Below are 18,426 nucleotides of genomic sequence, written 5' to 3'. Positions count from 1 at the left end.
TCTAGCCTTCCTGACCCGCACGGCGGCGGGTTGAAACTTCTTCAATAATCCGTCGCGCCATGATCTGCGCGGCGTCGCGCTGCCCCAGTGAGGCGGCGGCGTGAGACATCTTTTCAAGTTTATGCTGATCGGCCAGCAGATTGATGACATTTTCGGTGATATAGGACTTTGTGAATTCAGCGTCAGAAACCAGGACCGCTCCCCCGGCGGCTACCAGTTCACGGGCGTTGAGCTTCTGCTCGCCATTGCCGATAGGCAGCGGGACCAAAACCGAGGCGGTACCGGCGACGGCCAATTCGCAGACGGTGCCTGCACCGGAGCGGCAGATCATCAAATCCGCGACTGCGTACGCGTAGTCCATGCGATCCACGTATTCGATCTGGGTGTATCCCTCATGGACGAGCTGCTCGCCCGCGGCATCGCGAACCTGCTTGTCGCGTCCGGTGATGTGGATGGTGTGGATGCCAGCTGCGTCCAGCTCGTCAAGGGACTGCGCAATGGCTGTGTTGATGCTCTGCGCTCCGGAAGATCCACCGGTAACCAGCAGCACTGGCTTCTCGCCGGTGACACCGAAGTGCTCGCGGGCTGCTTCGCGCAATTCCGCCTTGACCATGGTCGCCACGTTGGAGCGCATCGGCATGCCTACCTGCACCTCGCCGGGCAGTCCTGTGTTGGCGAAGGTGGTTCCGACAAATGCAGCGTTCTTTGCGCCCAGCTTGTTGGCCATGCCCGCAACGGAGTTCGCCTCGTGCACGAAGATCGGCAGCTTCAGCTGCTTCGCGGCCAGGTAGGCCGGAGTGCAGACGTATCCTCCTACGCCCAGAACCGCTTCGGCCTTGGTGGCGCGCAGAACCTTCTTGGCGTTATTGACTGCCGTGATGAAACGGAATGGGAACTTGAGCAGATCGGCGTTGATGCTTCGCGGCATCGGTGCCTTCGGAACGAATTCCAACGGGTAGCCGGCTTCGGGCACCAGCTTCGTTTCCAGGCCTCCGGGAGATCCCAGGGCAGTGACCTGTGCGTCAGGCTGCTCGGTCTTCACGGCATCAGCGATGGCCAGCATGGGCGAGATATGCCCGGCTGTTCCGCCGCCGGCGACCACTAGGCGAAGTGCTTCGCTCATTTGTTGCTGTACTCCTTCGACCTGCCTGGGGCAGGATCAATGTCCACCGCATATCCGGCGATGGTCTCTGCTTCTGATAACGGCCGGTTGCGGCCCGCTATTTGGTTTTCTTGCTCTTGGCCGGCTTCTCTTCCAGCTTCGCTTCGAATTCACGTTTCTGCGCTCTGGCTGAAGAGAGGACAAACCCCATGGCAAGCATGATCGCGAGCATTGCCGAGCCGCCAGAGGAAATGAAGGGCAGCGGAACACCGATCACCGGAAGCACTCCGGTGACGGTACCCAGGTTGACGAAGGTCTGGCCGATTACCCATGACATCAAGCAGCCCATGAGCACCTTGGTGTACAGGTCGTTGGCGCGCGCAGCGATGCGATACATCGCCAAGGCCAGCAGGATGAACATGACCAGGACGAAGAGCACGCCGATCAAGCCGAATTCCTCGCCCAGGATGGAGAAGATGAAGTCGTTCTGCGCTTCGGGGACATAGGACCACTTCATGCGGGACTGGCCGGCACCCACGCCGAACCAACCGCCAGAGGCGAAGGCATGCAGGCCCATGCTGGCCTGGTAGCAAAGGTCATTGCTCGGACCGCAATCGGTATCCAGCCAGGCGAGGATGCGCTGCCGGCGGTTGGACGAAGCCAGGATCGCTATGGACAAGCCCGCGACGCCAACCGCGGAGAACGCCGCGAGCCACTTCATCCTGATGCCGCCAAGGAACATCGCCGCGGCAATGATCATCAACAGGACCAGGGCGGTACCCACATCCTTGCCGACCACTACGAGGCCAACGATGAGGACGCCAACCGGAGCCACGACGGGGACGATCAGGTGCTTGATGTCGTGAAGCATGTGCTGCTTCTTTTCCAGCATGAATGCAGCGAATACTGCCAAGGCGAGTTTGGCGAACTCGCTGGGCTGCAAGCCGAAGCCGCCGATGCGGATCCAGTTCCGGTTGCCGAGTACCGTGTGGCCAAGTGGCGTGAATGCGACGAGGAACAGCAGGGTGAACGCCGCGATCACGGAGGGCCACGCCAGCCGTTTCAGCACTTCCGGCTTGATGCGCTGCATGATCAGCATGCAGACAATGCCCAGCGCGGCGAAGCCGCCCTGGGCCAGTGCCACGGTGAAGCCGTCCCGGCCTTTGGCGATCGCTTCCACCGATGCCGATGACTGGACCATGATCACGCCGAAGACTGCCAGCGCGATGGAACCCACGAGCACCAGCCAGTAGTCGGTGGAGGCCATGCGCCGGCTGGAGTTCTCCACGGTGCTGAGCATTTTGCCGAATCGCGCGTACCAAGGAATCTTGGCTTTGGATCCCGCTGGCTTCTTGCTCGATTTCATCGCCATCGGTGCCTCCTGCCTTGGTTTGGTTTGTTCGGTCAGCTCTCGACTACTTCTCTTCGCCAGCTTTATCCATCAGATCACTGACGGCAGCGATAAATGCGTTGCCACGCTGGGCGTAGGAACTGAATTGGTCCATCGAGGCCGCGGCCGGTGCCATGAGCACCGTGTCCCCTGCCTCGGCAACTTCGGCGGCCTTGGACACCGCACGGGTCATGACCTGCGCACCGCTAGGGGCTGATCCGTCGTTGCCCTGTGCCTCGCCGGTGATGTCGATGACTTCGACCTTTGGTGCGTGAGTGGCCAGCGCTTCGCGCAGGCCCGCGGTGTCGGTGCCGATGAGCAGCACCTTGGCCAGGCGCTGGGCATGCTTGGCGATCAGCTCCCCGTATTCCACGCCCTTGGACACTCCGCCGGCGATCCACACAACACGGGTGAAGGCCGCCAGCGAAGCGTCGGCCGCGTGCGGGTTAGTGGCCTTGGAGTCATTGATCCACAGGATGTCGTCCTTGCGGGCCACGGCCTGGATCCGGTGGTCTCCGGAGTCGAAGTTCTTCAAGCCCTCAGCTACTGCTTCCGGGCTCACGCCGTAGGCGCGGGTCAGCGTCGCGGCGGCGGCGGCGTTGGCGGCGGTATGGCGCGGAACAATCTCGCCGATGTCCTTCAGCGCGATGAGTTCCACCGCACTGGTCTTGCGCTCTTCGATGAAGGCGCGGTCCACCAGCAGGCCCTCGACAACGCCCACCATCGACACCGCGGGGGTATCTGTCGTGAAGCCGATGGCACGGCAGCCTTCGATGACGTCAGCATTTTCCACCATGGTGATGGTGACTTCGTCAGCCGCGTTGAAGATCGCCGCCACCTGGGTGCGTTCGTAGATTTTCGCCTTGGCGGCCTTGTAGTTCTCGAAACCGCCATGCCAGTCCACGTGGTCTTCGGCCAGATTCAGGACCACCGAGGCGACCGGCGAGATGCTGTGCGTGTAATGCAGCTGGAAGCTGGAGAGCTCGACGGCGAACACGTCGTAGTCCACCGGTTCGCGCACCGCATCGAGGATCGGGGTGCCGACATTGCCGACGGCGACGGCTTTCAGCCCCTCGGCACGCAGGATCGCTTCGGTCATGCCCACGGTGGTGGTCTTGCCGTTGGTGCCGGTGATGGCCAGCCACTGCGGCGCTGTGTGGCCGGCACGGTTCTGCACCCGCCATGCCAACTCGATATCGCTCCAGATCTCGATGCCTTTGGACTCTGCTTCCGCGATGACCGGGTTGCGGGGGTTCCAGCCCGGGGAAACCATCACCAGCTGGGCCTGCTGGCCATCGACCAGCGGCAGGGACTGGACGTTGGCGGTGCCGAGCAGCACCTCGTGGGCGCCGACGATCTTCAGGGTCTCGGCGCGCTGCTGGTTCATCTGGTCGTCACGGCCATCGATCACGGTGACGATGGCGCCGAGTTCGATGAGGGTGTCGGCTGCCGAGAATCCGGAGAGCCCCAACCCTGCGACGACAACACGCAGGCCTTTCCAATCAGCATCCCAGCTGTTCAGCGAGTCCAGTGATTTGCCAGCGTTTGCGCTCACAGTGCGACAACCCATTCAGAGTAGAAGAGACCCAGGCCCGCGGCCACGAACAGGCCGGCAAGGATCCAGAATCGGATAACGACGTTTTCCTCGGACCAGCCCGAGAGCTCGAAGTGGTGCTGCAGCGGTGCCATCTTGAACACGCGCTTGCCGCCCGAGATCTTGAAGTAGCCCACCTGGATGATGACCGACAGGGAGATGATCACGAACAGGCCGGCGATGACCACCAGCAGCAGCTGGGTGCGCGAGAGGATCGCGAAGGCCGCCACGGCGCCGCCAATGGCCAGCGAGCCGGTGTCGCCCATGAAGATCTTTGCCGGCTTGGCATTGAACCAGAGGAAGGCGATCAGCGCACCGGAGAGCGTGGCTCCCAGCAGCGCGAGGTCCTGCGGGTCGCGCACCGAGTAGCAGACATCCAGCGAGTCGATGTTGCTGCAGGCCTGGTTCTGCTGCCAGATGCCCATCAGGGTGTACGCGCCGAAGACCATGATCGAGGCACCGGTGGCCAGCCCGTCCAGGCCGTCGGTGAGGTTCACGCCATTGGTGGCGCCGGTAACAATGAAGTTTGCCCAGAGCACGAACAGCACCATGCCCAGCAGCGGCCCGGCAAATGCCAGGTCGATGTTGGTGTCGCGCAGGAAGGAAATCGCGGTGGAGCCGGGGGTCAGGCCCTGCTCGTTCGGGAACTGCAAGGCCAGCACGGCGAAGCTGATGCCGAAGAAAGCCTGCAGGACGATCTTCTGCCAGGCGCGCAGGCCCAATGACCGCTTCTTGAAGATCTTGATGAAGTCATCGAGGAAGCCGACCAGGCCCATGCCGCCGAAGAGCATCAGCACCAGCAGGCCGCTGGCGGTGATTCCCGACGAGGTGCGCCCCATCAGCGAAAGGATGCCATGGGTGGCGAAGTACGCCACGAACACGGCCAGCACGAAGACCACCCCGCCCATGGTGGGGGTGCCGGACTTGATGGCGTGCGAGTTCGGCCCGTCATCGCGGACGACCTGGCCGTACTGCTTCTTGGTGAGCAGGCGGATGTACAGCGGCATGGCCACCATGGTCAGCACGAGGGCAATGCCTGCCCCCAGGATCAATGCGATCATGCGTTATCGCCTTCCTTCGCGAATGCCGCGATCTCGTCGCCGAGGAAACGCAGGCCTGCCCCATTGGACGATTTGAACAACGCGATATCACCCGGCTGCAGCTGTTCCTGCAGCAGTGCGCGGGCTTCATCCACGTCTTCCACGTAGAAGGCCTCGTCGCCCCAGCTGCCTTCGAGCACAGCAGAGTTGTAGGCGGGCTTGGCCCCGCGGCCTACCACTACAAGTTTCTTGATGTTCATGCGAACTACCATGCGGCCCAGCAGGTCGTGCTGGTGGATGCTGTCATCTCCCAGTTCCAGCATTTCGCCCAGCACCGCCCAGGTGCGCCGGCCTGGTGCGCCGTCGGCGCCCAGGCCCAATTCGGCCAGGGTCACCAGCGCGGCACGCATTGATTCGGGGTTCGCGTTGTAGGCGTCGTTGATGATGCTCACGCCGTCAGGGCGCTCGATGCGTTCCATCCGCCAGCGGCTGCCAGCGGCTCGGCCTTCAAGGCCGGCGCAGATCAGCTCCGGGGCAACATCCAGCGCCAATGCTGCGTTGGCAGCGGCGAGGATGTTGGTGACATGATGGCGGCCCAAGAGGCCCGAGGTGATCCGCTTGCTGAAGCCGCCCGGGAACTCAAGGGTGAGTTCTGGCTGCCCGTGCTTGTTCACGGCAACGTCGGTGGCCCAGACTCCAGCGTTCTCCGGCTTGCTGCTTCCGGTGCCGAAGAAGCGCACTGCTCCCCCGGAACGCGAGTCCATGCGGGCCACGCGAGGGTCTTCGGCATTCAGGATGGCGATGCCGTCGGCGTCCAGCGCCTCTACCAGCTCGCCCTTGGCCTTCTCGATGTTCTCCACCCCGCCGAATTCGCCGGCGTGCGCGGTGCCGACGCACAATACGACGCCGACCTGCGGATGCACCATATCGGTGAGGTAGGTCAGGTGGCCGATGCCGGTAGCACCCATCTCGATTACCAAATACTTGGTTTCTTCGGTGGCGTTGAAAACCGTCAGCGGTACGCCGACTTCACCGTTGTAGGAGCCAATGGGCGACACGGTCGGCGCCACCTGCGACAAGATGCCTGCGAGCAGGTCCTTGGTGGTGGTCTTGCCGGCCGAGCCGGTGATTCCCACGACCTTGGCGTCGTTCTTTTCCTTGAGATGCGCAACGATGCGGGCGGCGATTTCGCCCATCGCTTCCACCGCATCGTCAACGATGACCGCCGGGTGCTCCCTGCGGTCTTCGTCATAGGTCACGCGTTCGGCTAGGGCCAGCACGGCGCCGGCGGCGCGTGCACGGTCGATAAAGGCGTGCCCGTCGGAGAATTCTCCGGGCTTGGCAACAAATAGGGCACCCGGGACGACTTCGCGCGAGTCAGTGGTCACGGAAGTGATCACCGTGTCGGAGGCGGCTGTGGCAGTCGCTTTTCCTCCGGTGATGTCCAGCAGGTCGGTCAGAGACAGTTCAATCATGGCAATAAGGACTTTACACTTGAGCGGTGGCGATAGTGGTCTTGTACGTTCTAGGATTTGGTCACAAATCCATGAAGATTCAGTGCGTTCGCCAGTTCCACCCGATCATCCAGTTCCACGTCAATTCCCGCGACGTCTTGGCTGACTTCATGTCCGCGCCCGGCCACCAGAATCGCATCGTTGGCACCGGCCAAACTCACAGCGAACTCTACGGCTTTGGCGCGTGGCGCGATGTTGAACAGCTGCACCTGCGGACGCTCGGATTCGAGCACGTGCTGTGCGCCGGAGGCAACCTGGTCGCGGATCGGCGCCGGGTCTTCGCCATGGGGATCGTCGTCGGTGACAATCACGATATCGGCATGACGGGCCGCTACCGCTCCCATATCCGGGCGCTTGGTCTTATCGCGTTCTCCGGTGGCGCCGAAGACAACGATGCGACGGCCCTGCTCCCCCGGGCGGATGGAATCCAAGGCCTTGGCCAGGGCATCTGAATTGTGGGCAAAGTCGACAACGGCGACCGGTGACTCGCCTACGACCTGCATGCGTCCGGGAACGGCGACCGACAGCGGGTCCTTGGAATCCAGGGCACGCTGCAAGGCGTCGAGGTCTGCGCCGCCAGCGAGCACCATCAGGGCCGCTAGGGCGCCGTTGGCGACGTTGAACATGCCTGGCAGCAGCGTACGGGTCCGCAGCTGGCGCCCGTCGCGGTGGACCAGGGTGAAGCTGTGGCCCAGGCCGCAGTGCTCCAGCTCGGTGACCCGCCAGTGCGCCGTGGCATGATCGCCATCAAGGCTCAGTGTTTCGGTGGGCACCAGGGCGCGATCGGCCAGACGCTGGCCGTATACGTCATCGACCATGACCACGGCGCGATCGGAGCGTTCGGCGGTGAACAGTTCGGCCTTGGTTTCGAAGTACTCGTCCATCGTGCCGTGCAGGTCCAAGTGGTCCTGCGTCAAGTTGGTGTATCCGGACACGGCGAAGCGCAGGGCATCGACCCGTCCGTAGCTCAACGAGTGGCTGGAGACCTCCATGGCCACCGAAGCCACTTCCTGCTGGGCCATGCGCGAAAGCACCCCGTGCAGCTGGGTGGATTCCGGGGTAGTCAGCACGCTGGGGATGATCTGCCCGCGGGCAGACATCTCGATGGTGCCGATCAAGCCGGTTTCTTCGCCCAGGGCATCCAGGATTGCGCGGATCATGAAGGTGGTGGTCGTCTTGCCGTTGGTGCCGGTCACGGCGAACAGCTTCGGACTGCGCTGGTCCGTTCCGTAGACGGCCTGCGCGATCACTGCGGCAGATTTGCGGACGTCGGCCACGACAGCCACCGGGATTGCGAGATCATCGCCGAGGAATTCGAGTCCGGCGGTATCGGTGATCATCGCCACTGCGCCGTTGCCGATTGCGGTGTCCACGAATTCGGCTCCGTGGCGCTTGGCGCCGGAGATGCCGAGGAAGACGTCTCCTGGCTGGACGATCTGCGGGTTGAGGCTGACACCGAGAATTTGCGGAGCGGCGTTGAGCAATGCTCCAGTTCGCACCGCACCTGCTGTTCCGCAGAGCTGGTCGAAGCCAATGCCGGCGGTGCTGTCCGGGCGTAGGTACCGTTCTAGCTCACGCGGAGTGTCGGGGTTCTGGACTACCAAGATTTCTTCTGATCCTCACCTACAAAGACGTCGTACGCCTCTGATTTAGTCGTGCTCGGCGGCACATTGAATGTATTGAGAGTATGGCTCATGACATCGGTAAACGTATCCGCTACCGAGAAGTCTTTCCAGTTGCCCTTCGGCCGGTACATTGTTGCCACGACCACGAACTGCGGATCCTCTAACGGGGCAACACCCGCAAAGGAATAAGTATATCCGTCATAGCCCTTGGCGCTTGCCGCCTGGCCGGTACCGGTCTTGCCGCCCACTCGGTACCCGGGAATGCGCTCTTTGTAGCCGGTGCCGTGGTCCACGACCGATTCCATGAGCTTGAGCATTTCCTCAGCTGTGCTCTTCTTGACCACGCGCTTCTTTTCAGGCGCCGGAATCTTGGTGATCGAACCATCTTCGTTCCGGTAGCCCTCAATCAGGCTCGGTGAAAGCCGAACGCCTTCGTTGGCCAAGGTCTGGAAAATCGAGGCGGTGTGCAGCACGGTCTGCGAATAGCCCTGGCCGAACATGGTGGTGTACTGCTGGCGCCGGTCCCAGTTCTCGGGATGGGCGAGCTGACCAGCGCTGGCGCCGTTGAGCCCTACGCGGATGGGCGAACCCAATCCGAAAGCACGCATGTAGTCGTAGCGGGTCTGCTTGCTCATCGTGTTGCCGACCATCACGGTACCGGTGTTGTAGGAGCGGGCAAAGATGCCCGAAACGGTCATGTCGTACGTCGGGTGTTCCAAGGAGTCGTTGATGGTTTCCTTGGTGAACGTCTTCTTGTGCGGCACGCGCATCTCGGTTAGCGGATCCACTCCGCCCTGGTCGATAGCGGCAGCGAAGATCGGGGCCTTGCCGGTGGAACCCGGTTCAAAGGCACGAGTGATGGAGGTGGACCGGCGGAATTCGGGCTTGGTGGCGCCTGGATCGTTCGGATCCAATTCCGCGGAGTCGCCGATGGCCAGAATCTTGCCGGTGTCGACTTCCATGACCACCACGGAAACCCATTCGGCATTGAATTCGGCCTGCTTCTTTTCCGCTGCGCGCTGGGCGACGTAGTTGATGTCCGAGTCGATGGTGAGGATGACATCCTGCCCATCGACGGCCGGGGTTTCTTCGACCTCGGTGACAGGAATGCGCACGCCATCGGCGCTGATCTCGTATTTGCGGCTGCCTGCCTTACCGGCGAGGTGTTCTTCCTGGCTCAATTCCAGGCCTTCGGCACCAACCACGGATGTCTGGTCTTCGGAGTTGCGTACGAAGCCCAGCAATGGTCCGGCGATCACGCCTTGCGGGTATTGGCGTTCGCTGCGCAGCAAAGAGGCAAGGCGCGGGATGCCAATTTCAAGGACTTCGTTGCGCACTTCCGGGGTCACGCTCTTGGCCAGCACGACGTAGCCTTTAGGCTCGGCGTCCCCCTGCGGACGCACCTTCTTGGCCAGTTCCTCGCGGTCCTGGTCCAGGGTTTCGGCTAGTTCATCAATGGCCTGGTCCCATGTAATGCGTTCTTGGCCGTTGGTGCCGTCCCGCTTTGCGCGGCGAATGGTCTCGCCCTGCTTGCGCTGGTCGATGACCAGATCGTAGCGGTCCACGGAGACAGCGAGCGTGGTGCCATTACGGTCTTCAATGGATCCGCGATTGGGCGCAATGGTTTCTACGCGTTCGCGATTCTCTTGCGCGGCGTTGGCAATGGTTGCCGAGTTGATGCCCTGAACCCAGACAAGCCGCCCGAGGATCACCAGCAGCAAAACCACGGAGAGGATCAGCACTAAGCGCATTCGCTTTTTTGCAGTGTCGATTGCGGTCGAGCTCACAAAAGAACCTAACTTTCCCTCAGCGCGGTTTTCCAGCAGCGGCAGCCACCTGTATCTAGCTTAGAAAGAGCTGGCTACTCTGCTGGGGATTTGATGCTTGGTGCAGGGATCGTGCCCCCATTTAGCTCAGTGTCCTGGAACACTGGGCGGCCGTCCTTGTCGATTTCACGTTCGGTTTTCTCGGCCTTCACCTCAGGTTCCTTGGAACCATCAGTCGTTCCTGATTCCTTCTGTGAATCTGCTGAGGCTTTACCCACAGTGGTCTTCGGCGTGTTTGATGCGTTGGCATCGGTTTTGCTTTCGCCCTTGCGGATGCTGTCGCCTGGCAGCGGAATAGTTCCATATTCCTGCTTGCTGTTCTTGGCCTTGACGGCCTTCTCAGCGTCCTGGGTAACCTTGCCCTCGGAGAGGCTGATCAACCCTGGAGCGCCTGGCGAAACCAAGCCGAGGTCCTTTGCCTTTGCGGCCAGCGCCTGCGGTGCTGCCAAAGACTGTGCTTCCTTCAGCAGCGCCTGATTCTCTTGGGAGAGTGCTCGTTCCTGCGATCGCAAGTTCACAATGTCGTACTGCCGCTGAGCTACCGAAGTATTGAGCAGCACCAGCGTGACGATCACGCTGAAGGCCAAGAAGATCAGCACCGCAGACATGGTGAACATGGAGCGCTTGTTGGTCTCGTTCATTTTGGGAACCAGCGAAAGCGTTACGCGCTGGCGCGAATCCCCTTTAGGCAGGTTGCTAGCTGGGACGGGCTCGGGTCGCATTACACGCGCAGTGTTACCGTCGACAACCGGCTGGCTGTTCACGGCTGCGGTCTTCTGCACGCGGCGCTGGGCTCGTTGGCTCATGCTAGCTCCTCTTCAACACTCGCTCCACAGCACGCAGGCGGGCTGAGGCTGCACGTGAATTTTCTGCTATTTCGTGATCGCTTGGCTTCTCGGTGCCCTTGGTGAGCACCTTGTATTCAGCTTTGTGTTCATCCAGTTCCACCGGGAACCCCGGAGGAGCCGACGAGGTTGATCCTTGGACGAAGTGCCGTTTGGTGATCTTGTCTTCCAAAGAGTGATAACTCATGACGACAACGCGTCCGCCGACGTTCAAGGCCCCCATTGCAGCCGGGATGGCGCGTTCCAGAACGTCAAGTTCCTCATTCACCGCAATACGCAGGGCTTGGAACGTTCGCTTGGCAGGGTGGCCATGGTTTCGGGCGGCCGCTGCCGGCACGACGCTGCGGATCACATCAACGAGTTCAGCGGTGCTGGTGATGCGGTTCTTGGCACGCGCCTCGACGATTGCCGTTGAGATGCGGCCGGCAAACTTCTCTTCGCCCCACTGCCGGATAATTCGAAGCAGTTCGTCGCGTTCCAAGTCGTTGACGAGGTCCTCGGCAGTTGGACCGACCGAAGTGTCCATGCGCATATCCAGCGGAGCATCATAGGAATAGGCGAAACCGCGTTCGCGTTCGTCGAGCTGCAGCGAAGATACGCCGAGGTCAAACAAGACGCCGTCAACGCCAGGGAATCCAAGGTCTTCCACGACATCCGCAATTTCGTCGTACACGGCATGCACGAGGTCGATCCGGTCTTGGAACGGAGCGAGTCGAGCACCCGCAAGTTCGTGCGCCTGCTCGTCACGGTCTAGACCGATCAGGTGCAAATTATCGAACCGTCGCAAAATGGCTTCGGAATGCCCGCCCATGCCGAGGGTGCAGTCAACCACAATTGCCCGACGGCCTTCAGCATTGGCTCGCTCAATACCTGGAGCTAGCAAATTAACGCATCGGTCCAGAAGTACTGGAACGTGGCGTTCGGATGCTGGTCGTTGGGAATCCTGATTTGGCACTGCGCCCCCTTTCGCTTTCGATCTGCTGTTGAGATCAGATCCCCCTCCAACCAAGTGGCGATCCAATCTTCTGGCTCCGGGGAAGTGAAGCCAGACGATTTTCTACCCCATGGTGGCTGGAGATCTCATCCCAACAAACGGTGTGTCTTGTCGGCCTAGCGCCCGAGGGCCTAGTCTTCGTCGGTATCGGAGAACACGTCTTCTTGTTCGTCCAAGTACTGCTGCCATGCAGTTGAATCCCAGATTTCAATACGGTTACCCGCACCGATAACTGTGACCTCCCGATCCAGGCCTCCGTAAGTGCGCAGCACTTGCGGAATCGTTACGCGTCCCTGCTTATCCGGAACTTCATCCGAGGCCCCTGAGAGAAACACACGTGCGTAGTCGCGTGCTCGCCGAGAAGTCAAGGAAGCCTGCGCCAGTTGCTCGTGCTGCTTCTCAAACTCCCGCTGGCTGAAAACGTAAATGCAACGCTCTTGGCCACGGGTGAGAACCAGCCCGTAGGACAGCTCATCCCGATATTTAGCTGGAAGAATCAACCGGCCTTTTTCATCGAGACGCGGTGTGTAGGTTCCTAAGAACATGCACACCACCTTTCGCGTGAAGTGGCCGGAAGCCCCATTCTTCTCTACTTGCCTCCACTTTACTCCACAACCCTCCACTGTCAATGCAATTTCAGTGGTTTCGCGAGGGTATGGACTTAAAAAACAGCTGAATCTAGCGGGTGCTCAGCCTATGCTCAGGTGGAGGGAATTGGATCAGCAGTCGGCCCGGTCGAGCATCGTTCAGAAATTTGACGCGCAGAATACCCGGAATATAGCTAATTTCAGGCGCTGTGGTGGAAAGTGGAGGACCCGGGGGAGGAAAGTGGAGGCCGTCTCGGCCAACCAGGTGGAACCGAACCTTGGAATCTGCAGAGAATTCAAGATCACTAGAATTTGGTGCGTTCCCCCGACGCTGGCATGCCGAGTATCCAGGGCAACCATTCTCGGCACTAAGCCAAATCTCTCGCATCGCGGCATCTGGCGCACAGGGGCTGCCGCGGCGCAAGGAGCACAGCTTAAACGAAAAAGAGGTGCAACCCTTAGGGTCACACCTCAATATCTATTGCTGATCAGCTATCGGACTGATCACGTTTCCGCTGGTTCCATTTTTCCTCCAGGCCGGAAAGGAACTGCGAATTATTCTTGCTGGCCGATTTTGCGCCCGCTCCCTTGGAAGGACCGATTTTTCCGGTAGCCGTTTTTGTCAAGGCGAGCAGTACACCTGCGAACATCACGGCGAAACCGAGGACGCCAACGATGATGATGTGCTGGGATATTCCAAAAATGAGCCCCGCAAGGCCGGCGATTACCAGCAAGATGCCCAAAACAATATTGCGGGTCGACAGGCGCCCCGTGCCCGATGGGCCCTTCATGCTGGAAGCGAAGCGACGGTCTTCATGCAGCTGCTTTTCCAACTGCTCCAACAAACGCTGCTCGTGCTCCGATAGCGGCATCGTCTTCTCCTTCCAAAGGCAAACTTGACGGTCGTCCACCGTCTCCAAGTTCAACGTCGCGCCAATGGGAAAAGTTCCCCGGATTCGATTGAACTTACTTCAAGGATAGACTCTTTTGCACTCGCCCTGCTAGTTGATCTTCACCACTGTCCAGATATCCATACGTTCTACACAGAATGCGTTTATTCCTTGGGTCGCAGAAAACGAGCCGGGGTCACAATGGACTGCGGAAATTTCTGTCCGATCTGGTCAGCGATCCGTTCTGCTTCTCGCGCTTTCTCTTCACGCGGGTCCAAGCTGAATTGCAGACCCAACTCGTAATCTTGCAATCTTTCAGCTCTCACTCCGATCAACCGGACTGGTTGGGCCAACGGGGTCAATTTCCGCAACAGTGCCAGAGCGGACTCGCTAATTTTCGTAGATGAATCTGTAGCGGCAGCAAGAGCCTTCGAACGCGTAATTCCAGAGAAGTCCTTGTACTTGATCTTGATCCCAACACCGTTGGCTGATTTGCCGTGCTGCCGCAGTCGCTGACCGACCTTATGGCTTAGCCACAATAGCTCACCCTCAAGCACCTGCGACTCGGTGATGTCAACCGCGAACGTGTGTTCAGAGGAGATGCTTTTTTCATCCCTGCTAACTTCCACCGGACGGTTGTCTATCCCCCGAGAGAGCAGGCGCAGGGCCCGGCCATGCTCCCCCAGCCGGCTGATCAATCGCGCTTCGGGCTCGGTAGCAAGCTGCCCAACGGTCTCAATTCCCAAGGCATGGAGCTGGTCGGCGGTACGTTTTCCCACGCCCCACATTTTTGACACCGGCAAGTCGTGCAGGAATTCCTCGGTTCTCTCGGGGGCAATTACAGCCAATCCGTCTGGCTTGGCGTAGGTCGAGGCCAGTTTCGCAACGAATTTGTTCCTTGCGATGCCCACGCTTGCTGTCAGGCCCATTTCCGCGCGTATGTATTCGCGGATTTTCTGGGCAATTTGCACCGGACCGCCAAGCATGCGCATGCTTCCCGTAACGTCCAGGAATGCTTCGTCAACACTGACTTGCTCAACGAGGGGAGTCAACGTGTGGAAGTAGGCCATGATCTGCGCTGAGGCTTCCGAGTACTTGTGATGGCTTGGCTCGATCACAGTAGCTTCCGGCATCAGCGGGATGGCCTGGCTCATCGGCATCGCCGAATGGATCCCTCGGGCTCGGCAGTCATAAGAGGCAGAGAGCACGACACTGCGTCCTGAAGGGTGCCCCACAATGACTGGCTTGCCCACCAGGTCAGGGCGGTCGCGCAGTTCCACGGAAACGAAAAAGGCGTCCATATCGACATGCAGGATCGCTCGCTCCGTCATTCCAACCCTCTCCCCTTGCTTATGGCCGCGCCATCAGCGTGCTCGAATGTATATTCGAGTTTAGCCCACGAGCTGAATCCAGCAGTGCCTTCTTTGCCAGACGAGAATCACCGGTAGAGTTGTTGCTAACCACCAGTTGCTTACCCGTAGAAATGATTTTGCATGTCGATGCCTGATTCCGTGCCGGCCCTCAGCAGTGAAGCCCAGGGCTTGAGCCGCAGCTACACCTCTGATGTTGCTCAACTACTGGAGGAGTTTCTGGCTGCGAAAAGCGATGAAGTTGGTCAAATCACCAGCAGCGCCATCGAAATCGTCAATGCAATCACCTCGCTGACCCGTGGCGGCAAGCGTCTCCGTGCGCTGTTCGCTTTCTGGGGCTACCTTGGCGCCGGCGGACAACCTGAAGATCGCGACATTGTTCGCCTCGGGGCCGCCTTGGAGCTCTTCCAGGGTGCAGCGCTTATCCACGATGACATCATTGACAACTCGGATACCCGACGCGGCCAGCCGAGCGTCCATAAGCGATTCGAGGCCCAGCACCTGCAGCTTGGACTGTCAGGGAGCGCTTCGAGCTACGGCACGGCCAGCGCAATCCTTGCCGGTGACCTATGCCTGTCACTAAGCGAGGAAGTTTTCTCGGGCATTACGTCCCTCACCCCTCGGGCGCGAACCATCTTCAATCAAATGCGCACCCAAGTGATGGCCGGTCAATATCTCGATGTTCTCGAAGAGTCTGCAGGTCCTGCCTACGATCCGAAGGAAGCGGTCAAGCGCGCTCGCACCATCGTGCGCTTCAAGTCAGCGAAATACTCCACCGAAAACCCGTTCTTACTTGGCGGCGCGTTGGCAGGGGCCAGTGAAGTGCTTTTGAATCACTACTCTGAATTCGCGCTTCCACTGGGCGAGGCGTTTCAGCTACGTGACGATGTCCTGGGCGTGTTTGGCGATCCAGAAATCACCGGCAAACCGACAGGCGGCGATCTGCTGGAAGGCAAGCGGACTGAGTTGATTGCCCATGCACTGCTGCTTTCAACTCCTGACGAACAGGACTTCATTCAGGGGCGTCTCGGCGCAGCGGATCTCTCTCAAGAGGAAGTTGCACGGCTCAGCAATATTCTGCGTGATAGCGGTGCTTTGGCGGCAACGGAGCAGAGCATTAGCGAATTGACTACCCAATCAGATCTCGCGCTCGAAGCATTGCAGGTCTCCCCCTTGGCCCTGGCGGGAATGCAACAGCTTAGCGACGCCGTGACAAAGAGAAGTAAATAGCGAAACGTTACCAAAACTAAACAAAAGGTCTCAACCATGCATCCGTCAGGATGATGGTTGAGACCTTTTGTTTATGCTGGGGCAACTTGTTTCGGACCTACCAGCCCAGTGCCTGCGCCCTGCGGCGGATCTCGGTTTTTCGCCCCGTACGCAAAGCATTCATTGGCGTGCCAGGCAGCGACTCATCCTCGGTGAACAGCCATACAATGGCTTCTTCATCCGAGAAGCCGGAATCCGACAGTACCGAGAGGGTGCCTTTCAAGCTTTCAACCACGATGCCGTCTTGGAGAAAATCTGCAGGGATCGAACGGACATTGCGTTCGCCAATTCTCAACGAAACAATGGCACGCTCATCAAGCAGGCGGTGCACACGGCGAATGTCTACTTCTAATTCTTCAGCCACATCGGGCAGGGTCAGCCACTGGCCGACGAGTTCTACGGTTTCCTTCACCTCTCAAGGTTCCCACAAATTCCTGATCCGCGCAGAAATTTGGATGAAACCCACCTCAGCAGTTCCCATCAGTCACAGTAGTAGTGTAAATTTTCTTGTATCACTTTGATAACAATTGCATCACAGACAACATGAGGAACGATTTCCCTTTGTTACCTGCGGAGCAAAGCCCGTTATTTTCACCGTATAAATGAGGATTGACTTCATGGCCCACGAATCCAAACATGCTTCCAAGCATGCGTTAGGCGTTGTAGCAGGCGCGGCCATTCCCGCTGCGGTCATCGGTAGTCTCGCCTTGGCTCCAGCAGCGCAGGCAGCACCGACGATTATTCCTAACACCTCAGGAAGCTTTGCCAAGGCGGTAACTCCAGAGACCATCAAGGTTGCTGAGGACCAGATAAAAGCCCACCTGATCGCTTCGCGCGTATCTACGTTGGGCTTGCCAGCGAAACGAGATGTTTCCGAGATCAAGATTCCAGCAGGCGCATCCCTGTGGAGTATCGCTCGGGAATACGACACCACGGTATCCGAGCTGAAGAAGCTCAATAACCTCAAGAACGATTCGATCATTGCCGGCAAGACGCTCAAGGTCTCCGGTCATGCTTCAAAGAGCAGCTCCAAGGGCAAGTCTTCAAGCTCTACGTCATCGGCGTCCACCTACACGGTTAAAAATGGCGATACACTCAGCGCCATTGCTAGCAAGCACAATATGAGCTTGTCGGACCTGCTAGACAAGAACGACATCTCGGCAAGCAAGGTGATCTTCCCCGGCGACAAGATCAAGGTCAAGGGTTCGGCTTCGAGCTCCAGCGGTGCAACCCATGCGAAGAAGTCTTCGTCCTCTGGTTCTTCGACTTACACCGTGAAGAGCGGTGACACCCTCGGAAGCATCGCCATCAAGCACAACATGAGCTTGTCGTCGCTCCTGAGCAAGAACGACATCTCGGCAAGCAAGGTGATCTTCCCCGGCGACAAGATCAAGGTCAAGGGTTCGTCCTCCTCCGGCTCGTCTCCGAAGTCGTCCCAGAAGAAGTCCTCCTCGTCTGCTCCTTCGAGCTACACCGTCAAGTCCGGCGATACCCTCAGCGGCATCGCCGCTAAGCACGGCATGAGTCTGTCCGATCTGCTGAAGATCAATGACATTTCAGCCAGCAAGCCGATCTTCCCAGGCGCCAAGATCAAGGTATCCGGCGGTTCATCGTCAAGCTCCACACCGAAGAGCAACGCTGCGCCTAAAGCAAAGAGCTCGACCTACACGGTCAAGTCCGGCGATACCCTCAGTGGCATCGCGACCAGCCACGGTATGAAGCTGGCTGCGCTGCTTGATCTGAACCCGGAGTTCAGCGCGAGCTCGCCTCTGAAGATCGGCGCCAAGCTGAAGGTATCGGGCTCGTCGGTTGCGCCGTCTGGCGAGGTCAAGAAACAGAAGATCGGCAATACCTTTGCTGGTCGCACCTATCCAGACCACGTTGTGAGCAACGCGAACTCGAACAAGGATTACCTTGACTCGATCGATGTGCCGAGTCGGGGCGAGATGCAGGCCCTGATCCGTTCCACTGCACAGAGCATGGGCGTTGACCCTGCACTGGCATTGGCACACGCATACCAGGAGTCTGGCTTCAACATGCGCGCGGTATCCCCTGCAAACGCCGTGGGCGCCATGCAGGTGCTGCCAAGCACTGGTGACTGGATCGCATCGGTCATTGGCCAGGACCTGAATGTCCTGAACCCTCGCGACAACGTCGTTGCTGGCGTCGCAGTTATTGCCTACAACTTGGACAACACCGACAACCTGGACGATGCAATCGCATCCTACTACCAGGGGTTGGCTGGCGTTCGCAACAACGGCATGTACGAAGACACCAAGCATTATGTAGCCAGCATCAAGGCTCACATGAAGAACTACCGCTAAAAAGACACAGAAGAGGCGGACCAAACACGTAGAGTGCTTGGTTCGCCTCTTCGTAT

At 59.3% G+C, this 18,426-nt stretch carries 15 protein-coding genes; 2 read left to right on the top strand and 13 right to left on the bottom strand.

The genetic code is table 11. From position 1 onward, the window contains the following. Window position 1: 1 nt before the first annotated feature. From murG to dinB, 12 genes are all read right to left on the bottom strand, one after another. Complete coding sequence (murG, locus tag BKX98_RS02260; RefSeq protein ID WP_073706015.1) at window positions 2-1,123, bottom strand: undecaprenyldiphospho-muramoylpentapeptide beta-N-acetylglucosaminyltransferase; 1,122 nt, start codon at window positions 1,121-1,123, stop codon at window positions 2-4. Between the two features lie 97 nt (window positions 1,124-1,220). Next, window positions 1,221-2,474 (bottom strand): putative lipid II flippase FtsW, encoded by a 1,254-nt coding sequence (gene ftsW, locus BKX98_RS02255; RefSeq protein WP_073706014.1) that lies wholly within the window; start codon window positions 2,472-2,474, stop codon window positions 1,221-1,223. Between the two features lie 43 nt (window positions 2,475-2,517). Continuing rightward, on the bottom strand, window positions 2,518-4,062 hold the full coding sequence (murD, locus tag BKX98_RS02250; protein WP_073706013.1) for a UDP-N-acetylmuramoyl-L-alanine--D-glutamate ligase: 1,545 nt from the start codon (window positions 4,060-4,062) through the stop codon (window positions 2,518-2,520). Next, window positions 4,044-5,147, bottom strand: coding sequence for a phospho-N-acetylmuramoyl-pentapeptide-transferase (gene mraY / locus BKX98_RS02245; RefSeq protein WP_038990524.1), 1,104 nt, complete (start codon window positions 5,145-5,147; stop codon window positions 4,044-4,046). Before mraY ends, murD begins: the two co-directional genes overlap by 19 nt. Continuing rightward, window positions 5,144-6,601 (bottom strand): UDP-N-acetylmuramoyl-tripeptide--D-alanyl-D-alanine ligase, encoded by a 1,458-nt coding sequence (gene murF / locus BKX98_RS02240; protein ID WP_073706012.1) that lies wholly within the window; start codon window positions 6,599-6,601, stop codon window positions 5,144-5,146. The genes mraY and murF overlap by 4 nt, the downstream gene beginning before the upstream one ends. A gap of 50 nt (window positions 6,602-6,651) precedes the next feature. Continuing rightward, window positions 6,652-8,244 carry a UDP-N-acetylmuramoyl-L-alanyl-D-glutamate--2,6-diaminopimelate ligase gene (locus BKX98_RS02235; protein ID WP_073706011.1) on the bottom strand — a complete coding sequence of 531 codons (1,593 nt, stop codon included), beginning with the start codon at window positions 8,242-8,244 and terminating at the stop codon, window positions 6,652-6,654. Next, on the bottom strand, window positions 8,238-10,016 hold the full coding sequence (locus BKX98_RS02230; RefSeq protein ID WP_038990527.1) for a penicillin-binding protein 2: 1,779 nt from the start codon (window positions 10,014-10,016) through the stop codon (window positions 8,238-8,240). Before BKX98_RS02230 ends, BKX98_RS02235 begins: the two co-directional genes overlap by 7 nt. Window positions 10,017-10,126: 110 nt before the next feature. Beyond that, window positions 10,127-10,855 carry a hypothetical protein gene (locus BKX98_RS02225; RefSeq protein ID WP_141358395.1) on the bottom strand — a complete coding sequence of 243 codons (729 nt, stop codon included), beginning with the start codon at window positions 10,853-10,855 and terminating at the stop codon, window positions 10,127-10,129. 43 nt (window positions 10,856-10,898) lie between these two features. Then, the gene (gene rsmH / locus BKX98_RS02220; RefSeq protein WP_038990528.1) at window positions 10,899-11,891 is read right to left on the bottom strand and encodes a 16S rRNA (cytosine(1402)-N(4))-methyltransferase RsmH; all 993 of its coding nucleotides are present in this window, start codon (window positions 11,889-11,891) and stop codon (window positions 10,899-10,901) included. Between the two features lie 170 nt (window positions 11,892-12,061). Beyond that, window positions 12,062-12,475: a division/cell wall cluster transcriptional repressor MraZ gene (gene mraZ, locus BKX98_RS02215; protein ID WP_038990697.1), complete on the bottom strand. Its 414-nt coding sequence runs from the start codon at window positions 12,473-12,475 to the stop codon at window positions 12,062-12,064. 530 nt (window positions 12,476-13,005) lie between these two features. Then, window positions 13,006-13,389: a DUF3040 domain-containing protein gene (locus BKX98_RS02210; protein WP_038990529.1), complete on the bottom strand. Its 384-nt coding sequence runs from the start codon at window positions 13,387-13,389 to the stop codon at window positions 13,006-13,008. A 182-nt stretch (window positions 13,390-13,571) separates the two neighbouring features. Continuing rightward, window positions 13,572-14,738 carry a DNA polymerase IV gene (gene dinB / locus BKX98_RS02205; RefSeq protein ID WP_073706009.1) on the bottom strand — a complete coding sequence of 389 codons (1,167 nt, stop codon included), beginning with the start codon at window positions 14,736-14,738 and terminating at the stop codon, window positions 13,572-13,574. 162 nt (window positions 14,739-14,900) lie between these two features. Between dinB and BKX98_RS02200 the strand changes: the two genes are divergently transcribed. Continuing rightward, the gene (locus BKX98_RS02200) at window positions 14,901-16,007 is read left to right on the top strand and encodes a polyprenyl synthetase family protein (protein ID WP_083586590.1); all 1,107 of its coding nucleotides are present in this window, start codon (window positions 14,901-14,903) and stop codon (window positions 16,005-16,007) included. Window positions 16,008-16,104: 97 nt separating this feature from the next. Here BKX98_RS02200 and BKX98_RS02195 read toward each other — a convergent pair whose 3' ends face one another. After that, window positions 16,105-16,458 carry an Rv2175c family DNA-binding protein gene (locus tag BKX98_RS02195; protein ID WP_038990532.1) on the bottom strand — a complete coding sequence of 118 codons (354 nt, stop codon included), beginning with the start codon at window positions 16,456-16,458 and terminating at the stop codon, window positions 16,105-16,107. Window positions 16,459-16,663: 205 nt separating this feature from the next. On the opposite strand from BKX98_RS02195, the gene BKX98_RS02190 reads away from it, so the two are divergent. Beyond that, the gene (locus BKX98_RS02190; RefSeq protein ID WP_073706008.1) at window positions 16,664-18,370 is read left to right on the top strand and encodes a LysM peptidoglycan-binding domain-containing protein; all 1,707 of its coding nucleotides are present in this window, start codon (window positions 16,664-16,666) and stop codon (window positions 18,368-18,370) included. Window positions 18,371-18,426: the final 56 nt, after the last annotated feature.

This window comes from Glutamicibacter sp. 0426 (genome assembly GCF_001906485.1).
In the GTDB taxonomy this organism is placed as follows: Bacteria; Actinomycetota; Actinomycetes; order Actinomycetales; family Micrococcaceae; genus Glutamicibacter; species Glutamicibacter nicotianae.
The sequence above is the reverse complement of the archived record's forward strand: the minus strand, read 5'-3'. Positions and strand labels throughout refer to the sequence as shown.